The sequence below is a fragment of the Rhizobium sp. Leaf453 genome (assembly GCF_001425605.1).
Taxonomy (GTDB): Bacteria; Pseudomonadota; Alphaproteobacteria; order Rhizobiales; family Rhizobiaceae; genus Pararhizobium.
On record NZ_LMRG01000023.1, the window covers coordinates 705953 to 716188 of the forward strand.

Consider the following 10236-nt stretch of genomic DNA (forward strand, 5'->3'; position numbering starts at 1 on the left):
CTGACGTCGGAATCGATGTATCATTTAGGGGCAAGCAGCGGCGCAACCAGAAATGCTGCTGAGGAAATTCCTTTCCGGTTTTCAGGAGTAACCGGCTCATTCCCTTGTGTATCAAGTTTAGATACAGATCCAGCCAATGGCTATACAGTTGCAACGTGCGGAGTGTCGATCTGGCACAGCCGGAACATTGATCCTGATTACAGAGATACAGTGTCCTGTGATAAAAACGGATCAACTCATGCATTAACTCTTTGTAAACCATAAATTCAATTGTTATCGCCGTCGCGCGTTAACCATTCGCAATTTCGCCACGTTGTTGTCATGTTTAATCAACTGTTACGTTTCGTGACGCCGGTTCTTTCGCGGGGGCAACGCGCAGGAAAGTTCCGAGTACGGCTTTTACGAATGGCGATGTGGGGCACATGACTTCCAACAAGACTGCGGCTTTGGTCCTCAAGGGAATGCGCTTTGCGGCTATTCCGATGTTTTGCGTTGCCCTGACGGCGTGCGGCAGTACGGGAAGCATCAGTAAGAGCAAGCCTCGCAGCAAGGAATATTTCCCCGAGTCAGTCTACGGCGTGAAAGCCAGTCCGCGCGTCGCCGACGGCAAGAACATTCCGAAGGGCGGCGGCCGCTACCAAGTCGGCAAGGCCTATCAGGTCAAGGGCAAGTGGTATCAGCCGAAGGAAGACTTCGGCTACAACAAGACCGGCATGTCGTCCTGGTATGGTTCCGCCTTTCACGGCCGCCTGACGGCCAACGGCGAAGTCTATGACAAGTACCATCTCTCAGCTGCCCATCCGACATTCCCGCTACCGAGCTATGCCCGCGTCACCAATCTGGAGAACGGCTCCTCGGTTGTCGTGCGCGTCAACGATCGCGGTCCCTATGAATACGGCCGCATCATCGACGTTTCCTCGAAGACAGCCGATTTCCTCGACATGAAGCGCAAGGGCAGCGCCAAAGTCCGTGTCCAGTACATCGGCAAGGCACCGCTCGAAGGTAACGACATGCCGTATCTGATGGCTTCGTATGTGAAGAAGGGCGACCGTAGCCCGAATGCCTTCCCTGAAGGCCAGATCGCAACGGGCGTGATGGTTGCATCCAACGAGCCGTTGAACAAGCAGGTCGGCAATCTCGGCACGCTGACCATTCCGGCCAAGTCTAACATGGAAACGGGCGTCCCGGTGACGGCTCTCGCCGAAACGGAAACGCCATCGGCCGCCTCGGCTGCGCTCGACGCCTTCGCCATGCTTCCCGAAATCGGCCCGATCCCGCGCGAGCGTCCGGAATATATCCCGCTGCCGGACGGCAACATGGCCTATGCGGCAGCCTATGTAGAAGCACGTGTCAGCGATTCCGAAACGGCGTTCGACGCCATTCTGGTGGACCAGAACCCGCTGACACCCAAGTCCATTCTCGCATACGCAAAACGCCAGGGCGCGGCACGCTGAGCCGCGCATACGGATTGATCCCGGGGGAACCGGCTGCTATGGCCGAATGACACCGGAGTTTTGAATGCGCGCACGGCTGGTTTCGTTTCTCATTCTTGTTGCTGCCCTCTGCATGCCTTTGTCGGCGCAGGCCCAGGTCTTCGAGACAAAGGCAAAACAGGTCTACCTGGTCGATGCCGAGACCGGCACTGTGCTGTTCGCCAAGGACGAAAATACTCCCGTACCGCCGGCATCCCTTGCCAAGTTGATGACGATGGAGGTCGTCTTCGATGCGATCGCCAGGAAGGAACTGGCGCTCGACACCGCCTTTCCGGTTTCCGAATACGCCTGGAGAACCGGGGGCGCGCCATCAGGCACATCCACCATGTTCGCAGCGCTGAAATCGAGCCCTCGGGTTGTCGATCTCATCCAGGGTGTCACTGTGCAACTGGCCAATGACGCCTGCATCGTTCTGGCGGAAGGCATCGCCGGAAGCGAAGCCGCCTTTGCCCAGCGCATGACCGAGCGCGCGAAGGAGCTGGGACTGGCTGGCTCCGTGTTCAACAACGCTACCGGACTGCCGGACCCCAAGAATGTCATGACCATGCGAGATCTCGCGCAACTCGCGCGGCACATCCAGACGATCTATCCGGACTTTTTTCCTTATTATGCACAGGCGGAATTCGAGTGGAACAAAATCCGCCAGCGCAACCGCAATCCGCTGGTCGCGGCCAATATCGGCGTCGACGGTTTTGCCGCCGGCTTTGCCGAGGGGTACGGCTACGCGATGGTCGCGACGATGCAGCGGGATGGAAGACGGGTTTTCCTCGCATTGGGCGGTCTTGCCAGCGACAAGGAGCGGCTGGAGGAAACCCGGAGAATTCTCGACTGGGCGATGACTGCCTTTGAAAAGAAGCGGCTTTTCGAACGTGGCGAATCGGTCGGCGATGCCAGCGTCTATGGTGGCGAATCCTCACACGTGCCGTTGGTGACGAGTGAACCTGTCGATGTTCTGGTTCCCGTCAACAATCCGGACCGCCTGACGGCGCGGGTCGTTTATCGCTGGCCGCTGCCCATGCCGGTCGAGGCGGGCAAAGCCGCAGGCACCCTGAAGATCTGGAGCGGTGAGCGGCTGTTGCGCGAGGTTCCGGTCGAAACGGCGCAATCGGTGGGGCAGGGCTCGCTGAGCAGCCGCGCGCTCGATGCATTGCAGGAGTTGCTGTTCTTCTGGCTCTGAGGAAAGAGCGAGGCGGACGGTTTCGCTGGAAACCACAATCCGCTAAACAGAATCTATAAGAAGGTAGCCGGCGCCATTGAAAACGCTGGCCTGATGCGGGAATTGTGAGTGTCTGTCGGAAACGGTTTGTTCGTTACGTTCGAAGGTGGGGAAGGGGTAGGCAAGTCCACTCAGATTCGCCTGCTCGCCGACGCGCTTCGCGAGCGCGGCTATACGGTACTGACGACACGCGAACCCGGCGGCTCGCCCGGTGCGGAGGCTGTGCGCCATGTGCTCCTGTCCGGTGCGGCGCAGGAATTTGGCGTGCGGATGGAAGCGATGCTGTTTGCCGCCGCCCGCAGCGATCACGTCGAACAGGTCATCCGCCCGGCGATTCAAAAAGGCACGGTCGTCATCTGCGACCGGTTCATGGATTCGTCCCGAGTATACCAGGGTGTGACCGGCAATCTGGAGCCGTCCTTCATCGCAGCGCTGGAGCGCGTCGCTATCAACGGCCTTGTTCCCGATTGTACCATCGTTTTCGATCTACCCGCCGCGCTTGGGTTGGAGCGCGTACACCGGCGCGCGACCAACACGCAGGCTCAAGCAGGCCAGGAAATCGAACTCGACCGGTTCGAGCGGGAGGAGCTTGAAACGCACGAGAAGCGCCGAGAGGCCTTCCTCGATATCGCGGCGGCCGATCCCACGCGCTGCCACGTCGTCGATGCCGCCCAATCCGCCAGCGATATCGCGGCAGCCGTGCTCGCGATCGTCGTGGCTATGCTGCCCGGATCGAACGGTGGGCCAAATGCGGACGTGACGCCATGAGCATTGACCGGTTCGATGTTCTCGATGGCGCGGTGCCACCTGCCGAAAATACGAAACTGTTCGGTCATGCCGAGGCAGAGCATTTCTTGGCCCAGAGCTACCGTTCGGGGAAGGGGCATCACGCGATTCTGATCGAAGGCCCGGAGGGTATCGGCAAGGCGACGCTGGCCTTTCGCTTCGCCAATCACGTGCTGAGCCATCCGGAGCCCACGCTGGCGCCGGAAGAACTGGCGGGTCCCGATCCGAAATCGATTGTCAGCCGGCAAATCGCATCTGGAGCCTCACACAATCTGCTGCATCTGACGCGGCCGACTGATGAAAAGACCGGCAAGGTCAAGGGCGCCATCACGGTCGACGAAGTCCGCCGCGCCGGAAAATTCTTCTCGCAGACATCCGGCACCGGCAACTGGCGCATTGTCATCGTCGACCCTGCCGACGATCTCAATCGCAACGCCGCCAACGCCATCCTGAAAATCCTGGAAGAACCGCCGAAGCGTTCGCTTTTCCTCGTGTTGACCCATGCGCCGGGCAAGCTTCTGCCGACGATCCGCTCCCGCTGCCTGCCCTTGCAGCTGAAGCCATTGGCGCCGGATGCGCTGGGGCAGGCCATGGCACATCTCGGGCTCGACCTCTCCGGCGAAACTGGCGAGAAAGTCATGGCATCCGCCGATGGCAGCGTCTCCGAAGCGTTGAAGCTGATCAACTATGGCGGCCTCGACATTATGGCGGCGTTCGAGACGGTTCTGGCCGGGCAGGGGCCTGCAATCCGCAAGGACATGCACAAGCTCGCCGACGTGCTCGCGGGCAAGGATGGTGAGACGATCTTCGAGTTCTTCACCGCGCTGGTTACCAGCCATATCATGCGAGAAGCACGCACTGCCGCCCGCTTGGGCGATATCGAAAGGGCTGAGCGGTTCGCTCGGCTTTCCGGCGGGATCACCGAGCGGCTGACCGTCGCGCAGGCCTATAATCTCGACCGCAAGCAGACGATCCTGTCCATTCTCGACGATCTCAAGGGCGCGGCCTAACCTATCGCGATCCCATGAGATCCATGGCCTGTTTTCCCGCCGACAAGCCGCCTTTTCTGGCCGCGCCTGTTTCATCCCGCCAAGGGATGCGCTAATAGCTCGGGCCAGCAAAGCATTATCCGAACAGGCCGAAACCGATCATGAGCGACAAGCCCCCTTTCTATATCACCACCGCGATCTCCTATCCGAACGGCAAGCCGCATATCGGCCACGCCTACGAACTGATTGCGACGGACGCGATGGCGCGGTTTCAGCGGCTGGACGGTCGTGAGGTGATGTTTCTGACCGGTACCGACGAGCACGGCCAGAAGATGCAGCAGACGGCGCGCAAGGAAGGGATTTCGGCACAGGAGCTTGCCGACAGGAACTCCGCCGAATTCCGGAAAATGGGCGCTCTGCTCAACGCTTCGAACGACGATTTTATCCGCACCACGGAAAAGCGTCACTACGAGGCCGTAACCGAAATCTGGAACCGGATGGCGGATGCGGGCGATCTCTACAAGGACAGCTATTCCGGGTGGTACTCGGTGCGCGACGAAGCCTATTACCAGGAAGGCGAAACCGAGCTGCGCGCCGATGGCGTCCGCTACGGGCCGCAGGGCACGCCGGTCGAATGGGTGGAAGAGGCGAGCTACTTCTTCAAGCTCTCCGCCTATCAGGACAGGCTCCTGAAGCACTATGAGGACAATCCGGATTTCATCGGTCCGGCGGAACGCCGCAACGAGGTGATTTCCTTCGTGAAATCGGGCCTCAAGGACCTGTCGATGTCGCGCACGACGTTCGACTGGGGTGTCCCCGTGCCGAACGATCCCGGCCATGTCATGTATGTCTGGGTCGATGCCCTGACCAACTACATCACGGCGACCGGATACCTCACAGATGAGAACGGTCCGCGTGCGAAATTCTGGCCGGCCGATATCCACATGATCGGCAAAGACATCATCCGCTTCCACGCCGTCTACTGGCCGGCCTTCCTGATGTCGGCCGGACTGCCGCTGCCCAAGAAGGTGTTCGCGCACGGCTTCCTGCTCAACAAGGGCGAGAAGATGTCGAAGTCGCTCGGCAATGTCGTCGATCCCTTCAATCTGGTCGAGCATTTCGGGCTGGATCCGATCCGCTATTTCTTCCTGCGCGAAGTCTCCTTCGGCCAGGATGGCAGCTATAGCGAGGAAGGGATCGCAACGCGCATCAATTCCGACCTTGCCAACGGGGTCGGCAATCTTGCCAGCCGCTCGCTGTCGATGATCGTCAAGAATTGCGACGGGCAGATTCCCGAATGTGGCCCGCTGACGGATGAGGACAAGGCGATGCTGGCTTCCGCCGATGCCCTTCAGGCCTCGACACGCGACGACATGAACGCGCTGATGATCCACCGGGCACTGACGTCGATCATCGCCGTCGTCTCGGAAGCCGACCGCTATTTCGCCGGCCAGGCACCGTGGGCGCTGAAGAAGACCGATCCGGCCCGGATGGGTACCGTGCTCTACGTGACGGCAGATGTTGTGCGGCAGGTCGCAATCCTGTTGCAGCCGTTCATGCCGGAGTCGGCGGGCAAGCTGCTCGATCTTGTGGCCATCCCGGCGGACAAGCGGTCATTCGCATCGCTGGGCGAGGCCGGCCGTCTCGTCGCCGGAACCGCGCTCGAAGCCCCGACGCCGGTCTTCCCGCGTTACGTCGCGCCGGAAGCGTAAGGGACGCCCGCATGCTCATCGATACCCATTGCCATCTCGATTTCCCCGATTTCGAGGCAGAGCGGGACGCGATCATCGATCGGGCCCGTGCGGCCGGCGTCGGCCAGATGATCACCATCTCGACGCGGGTGAAGAAATTCAACGCGATCCTTGGCATTGCCGAGCATTATCCGAATGTCTTCTGTTCGGTCGGCACCCATCCGCACAATGCCGACGAGGAACTCGACATCGAAACCGAGGATCTCGTCCGCTTGTCGGCACACCCGAAGGTCGTGGCGATCGGCGAGGCCGGCCTTGACTATTTCTACGACAACGCGCCGCGCGATGCGCAGGCCACCGGCCTTCGCCGTCACATTGCCGCCGCTCGCGAAACCCAACTGCCGCTGGTGATCCACAGCCGCTCGGCCGACGAAGACATGGCCGCCATCCTGACCGAGGAAACAGGGAAGGGGGCCTTCCCTTTCCTACTGCATTGCTTTTCGTCCGGCCCGGAGCTGGCCAAGGTCGGCGTCGAGCTCGGTGGTTATATCTCCTTCTCCGGCATCCTGACCTTCCCGAAATCGGAAGAACTGCGCGAGATCGCAAAGACCGTTCCGCATGATCGCATGATCGTCGAGACCGACGCGCCATATCTTGCGCCGAAGCCCTTCCGTGGAAAGCGCAACGAGCCGGCCTATGTCGCCCATACGGCCGATGTGCTGGCCGAGACGATCGGTGTGTCGCGCGAGGAGATCGCCACACTGACGACGGACAACGCTTTCCGCGTCTTTTCTAAAATGCCGAGACTCTAGGATGACGGTGAGGCGGGTCTTCACCATCCTCGGCTGCGGCTCGTCTCCGGGTGTGCCGCGCATCAACGGCGACTGGGGCGCCTGCGATCCATCCAACCCGAAAAACCGCCGTTCGCGCGCCGCCTTGCTCGTTGAGCAGATCGGCCAAAATGGCGGACGGACCACCGTCGTCATTGACACAGGCCCGGACTTTCGCGAACAGATGATCGCGGCCAAGGTCCAGAATATCGACGCCGTCTTCTATTCGCATCCGCATGCCGACCATATCCATGGCATCGACGACCTGCGCGGCTATGTCCAGTATTCCGGCCGCAAAACGCCGATATGGGCTGATCAGGAGACGATGGACCGGATCCGCGACGGTTTTCGCTATTGCCTGGAAACGCCCGTCGGCAGCAATTATCCGCCGATCGTTGAGGCACGGATCATCGATCCATTGCTGACGCCTGTCGTCATCGATGGTGCCGGCGGGCCGATCCCGTTCCAGCCGCTGCTGCAGCACCACGGCAGCATCATGTCTCTCGGCTTTCGCGTCGGCAATTTTGCCTATTGCAGCGATGTCAGCGATTTTCCGCAACAGACGATCGACCGGCTGTCAGGGCTGGACATGCTGGTGATCGACACGCTGCAATACAAGTTCCATCCGAGCCATCTGTCCCTTGAGCAATCGCTGGGTTGGATCGAGCGCTTCGGTCCAAAACGCGCAGTGCTGACGCATATGCACACGCCGCTCGATTACGACACGGTGATGCGCGCGACGCCGGACCATATCGAGCCCGGCTATGACGGGATGCGGCTGGAATTCGAACTAAACGATAATTTCGCCCGTCTGATTCCTCCGATCAGCTGAAATATGGCTTCAGATTTGTGCGGATACGATCGAGCACCGTGGCGCCGGAGAGGTCCGGGACGAATTTCTTGCCGGTGATCGTCTCGAACGCCTCGATATAGACCTTGGAGGTCTGCTCGACGAGATCGGCGGGAATTTCCGGGATCGTATCCTTGTAGGGATCGCAGCGTTCGGTCACCCAGGCGCGGACGAAATCCTTGTCGAAACTCTTCGGCCGCGCGCCAGCGGCAAAACTCTGTTCGTAGCTGTCGGCGATCCAGTAACGGCTCGAGTCCGGCGTGTGGATTTCGTCGGCGAGAACGATGCGGCCGTCCTTGTCGGTTCCGAATTCGTATTTGGTATCGACGAGAATGAGGCCGCGTTCGGCTGCACGCTGCTGGCCGCGCGCAAACAGCGCCAGTGCATAACGAGAGACGGTTTCCCATTGCTGTGGCGTCAGCAGGCCCTGGGCCAGGATTTCGTCGGCCGACAACGGTTCGTCATGGCCGCCATCGAACGCCTTGCTGGTCGGCGTGATGATCGGCTGCGGCAGCTTCTCATTATCCTTCATGCCATCCGGAAGCGTGATTCCATACATGGCGCGCTCGCCGTTGCGATACTTGGTCAAGATCGACGTGCTGGTGGTGCCGGCCAGATAGCCGCGCACGACGATCTCGACCGGCAGGATGTCGAGTCGCGTGCCGATGACGACATTGGGGTCCGGATAGGACACGACATGGTTCGGGCAGATATCGGCCGTTTCCTCGAACCAGTAACGCGCGGTCTGCGTCAGGACCTGGCCCTTGAACGGGATCGCGGTCAGGATCACGTCGAATGCGCTGAGGCGATCCGTCGCGATAATGATGCGGTTGCCATCCGGCAGATCGTAATTCTCGCGGACCTTGCCATTGTAGCGTCCTGGCAATTCTGGAATGAAAGCATCTGAAAGAACGCGCAAATCGCTCATCGGGTCCGGACTTTCTCTGACGATGGAGACAGGCATCGCTTAAGCCTTGGCAGTAGCAGCGGTCAAGCGGCAAGGTGGCAGAGAACGGCGCAAATCACCGCGGTGCCTAGTATCTATTAGTTCCATAATCTATCTTATGTGATCTTTGTTTGTGGCCGGGTGGGTTCAATGATGAAGTGCGACTTGCGAATGATACCGATGGGTTGTCAATCGCAAGGAAGCTGCAATGAAACGCACCTACTCCCATGTCGACNAGCCGGGTGGGTTCAATGATGAAGTGCGACTTGCGAATGATACCGATGGGTTGTCAATCGCAAGGAAGCTGCAATGAAACGCACCTACTCCCATGTCGACATGGACGAACGACGCAAAATTGCGCGTTGGAGAACGGCCGGACTGAGTGTTGAGCTGATCGCCGAAAAGCTGGGCAGGCATCGTTCAACGATATTTCGCGAGATCAGACGCAACACCTTCACCGATGCCGAGTTTGTGGACCTGAATGGCTATTATTGCGTCACCGCGCATGACATGGCGTGTGAGCGCCGCGCCAAGTTGAGGAAGCTGGCGCGATTCTCGAATGTCAGGCAGTCCGTCATCGACCGGATCACGCACGGTTGGTCACCGCAGCAGATCGCCGGCCGAATGCGGCTCGAGCGCCATCCTGTCTCGGTGAGCCACGAGACGATCTACAAGTTTGCATATTCTGCCGATGGTCAGGCGATCAAACTGTGGCGACATTTGCCTGAACATCGTGCCCGCCGCAGACCGCGTCATGCCAGACGCAAGCATGGTCAAAGGTTTAGCCCGGAACTCAACATTCTGCGCCGCCCCGATACTGTCGCTGACCGAAAGCAGTTCGGGCATTGGGAATGCGATCTCATTCAGTTTCGCAAGAAGTTCGGAAAAGCCAATGTGACGTCGCTCGTCGAGCGAGTGAGCCGCTTTGCCATCTTCCTGCGCAACAATGATCGGCAATCCCGACCCATCATGGATGGCCTCGTCCAGGCCCTGCAAGCCCTGCCCCATCTCGCGCGTCGCTCCATCACTTTTGATCGCGGGACGGAATTTACCGACTGGCCTTATCTGCAAGCCAGTATCGGCACGCAAACCTGGTTCTGCGACCCACAATCGCCTTGGCAAAAAGGCACCGTCGAAAATACCAACAGACGAGCGCGGAAATGGCTATCGAGAGAGGTCGATCCGCTGACGGTGACGGATACCGACCTGATCGAGATCTGCAACAGACTGAACGGCACGCCACGCAAATGCCTCGGCTATCGAACGCCGGCAGAGGTCTTTCGCAAGAAACTGCTCGCCCAGATGCGGTATGCCGGTTAGCTTGATCAAGCCCGCAAGTCGCGCTTCAGCATGAACTCACACCGCAAAATTAGAATGTCCTTCCGGCAAAGGCGGTCATGAACTGCTGCGGATCGCTGGTCTGTCGCAATGTCTG

General features: G+C 59.6%; 9 protein-coding genes. 8 read left to right on the plus strand and 1 reads right to left on the minus strand.

The window, feature by feature from the left end; genetic code table 11:
• The first annotated feature begins 422 nt into the window (after positions 1 to 422).
• The 7 genes from ASG68_RS21440 (at position 423) to ASG68_RS21470 (ending at position 7837) form a co-directional block, all read left to right on the plus strand.
• Complete coding sequence (locus ASG68_RS21440; protein WP_062580846.1) at positions 423 to 1454, plus strand: septal ring lytic transglycosylase RlpA family protein; 1032 nt, start codon at positions 423 to 425, stop codon at positions 1452 to 1454.
• A 64-nt stretch (positions 1455 to 1518) separates the two neighbouring features.
• Positions 1519 to 2670, plus strand: a complete 1152-nt coding sequence (locus tag ASG68_RS21445; protein ID WP_062580848.1) for a D-alanyl-D-alanine carboxypeptidase family protein — start codon at positions 1519 to 1521, stop codon at positions 2668 to 2670.
• 108 nt (positions 2671 to 2778) lie between these two features.
• Positions 2779 to 3477: a dTMP kinase gene (tmk, locus tag ASG68_RS21450; RefSeq protein ID WP_062580850.1), complete on the plus strand. Its 699-nt coding sequence runs from the start codon at positions 2779 to 2781 to the stop codon at positions 3475 to 3477.
• Positions 3474 to 4505, plus strand: a complete 1032-nt coding sequence (locus ASG68_RS21455) for a DNA polymerase III subunit delta' (RefSeq protein ID WP_062580852.1) — start codon at positions 3474 to 3476, stop codon at positions 4503 to 4505. The genes tmk and ASG68_RS21455 overlap by 4 nt, the downstream gene beginning before the upstream one ends.
• 140 nt (positions 4506 to 4645) lie before the next feature.
• Positions 4646 to 6196 (plus strand): methionine--tRNA ligase, encoded by a 1551-nt coding sequence (gene metG / locus ASG68_RS21460; RefSeq protein WP_062580854.1) that lies wholly within the window; start codon positions 4646 to 4648, stop codon positions 6194 to 6196.
• 11 nt (positions 6197 to 6207) lie between these two features.
• Positions 6208 to 6987: a TatD family hydrolase gene (locus ASG68_RS21465; protein ID WP_062580856.1), complete on the plus strand. Its 780-nt coding sequence runs from the start codon at positions 6208 to 6210 to the stop codon at positions 6985 to 6987.
• Between the two features lies 1 nt (position 6988).
• Positions 6989 to 7837: an MBL fold metallo-hydrolase gene (locus tag ASG68_RS21470; RefSeq protein ID WP_062580858.1), complete on the plus strand. Its 849-nt coding sequence runs from the start codon at positions 6989 to 6991 to the stop codon at positions 7835 to 7837.
• On the opposite strand, the gene ASG68_RS21475 is transcribed toward ASG68_RS21470, so the two are convergent.
• Positions 7830 to 8774 (minus strand): phosphoribosylaminoimidazolesuccinocarboxamide synthase, encoded by a 945-nt coding sequence (locus ASG68_RS21475; RefSeq protein ID WP_062580963.1) that lies wholly within the window; start codon positions 8772 to 8774, stop codon positions 7830 to 7832. The two genes, ASG68_RS21470 and ASG68_RS21475, sit on opposite strands and share 8 nt — an antisense overlap.
• A 336-nt stretch (positions 8775 to 9110) precedes the next feature.
• Here ASG68_RS21475 and ASG68_RS21480 point away from each other — a divergent pair, with 336 nt between their 5' ends.
• Positions 9111 to 10121, plus strand: coding sequence for an IS30 family transposase (locus tag ASG68_RS21480; RefSeq protein WP_062580860.1), 1011 nt, complete (start codon positions 9111 to 9113; stop codon positions 10119 to 10121).
• Positions 10122 to 10236 lie beyond the last annotated feature (115 nt).

What these genes read in the sequence shown, in the direction of transcription:
- ASG68_RS21440 (WP_062580846.1), top strand. Translation starts at nt 423, where the DNA reads ATGACTTCCAACAAGACTGCGGCTTTGGTCCTCAAGGGAATGCGCTTT.
- ASG68_RS21445 (WP_062580848.1), top strand. Translation starts at nt 1,519, where the DNA reads ATGCGCGCACGGCTGGTTTCGTTTCTCATTCTTGTTGCTGCCCTCTGC.
- ASG68_RS21455 (WP_062580852.1), top strand. Translation starts at nt 3,474, where the DNA reads ATGAGCATTGACCGGTTCGATGTTCTCGATGGCGCGGTGCCACCTGCC.
- metG (WP_062580854.1), top strand. Translation starts at nt 4,646, where the DNA reads ATGAGCGACAAGCCCCCTTTCTATATCACCACCGCGATCTCCTATCCG.
- ASG68_RS21465 (WP_062580856.1), top strand. Translation starts at nt 6,208, where the DNA reads ATGCTCATCGATACCCATTGCCATCTCGATTTCCCCGATTTCGAGGCA.
- ASG68_RS21470 (WP_062580858.1), top strand. Translation starts at nt 6,989, where the DNA reads ATGACGGTGAGGCGGGTCTTCACCATCCTCGGCTGCGGCTCGTCTCCG.
- ASG68_RS21480 (WP_062580860.1), top strand. Translation starts at nt 9,111, where the DNA reads ATGAAACGCACCTACTCCCATGTCGACATGGACGAACGACGCAAAATT.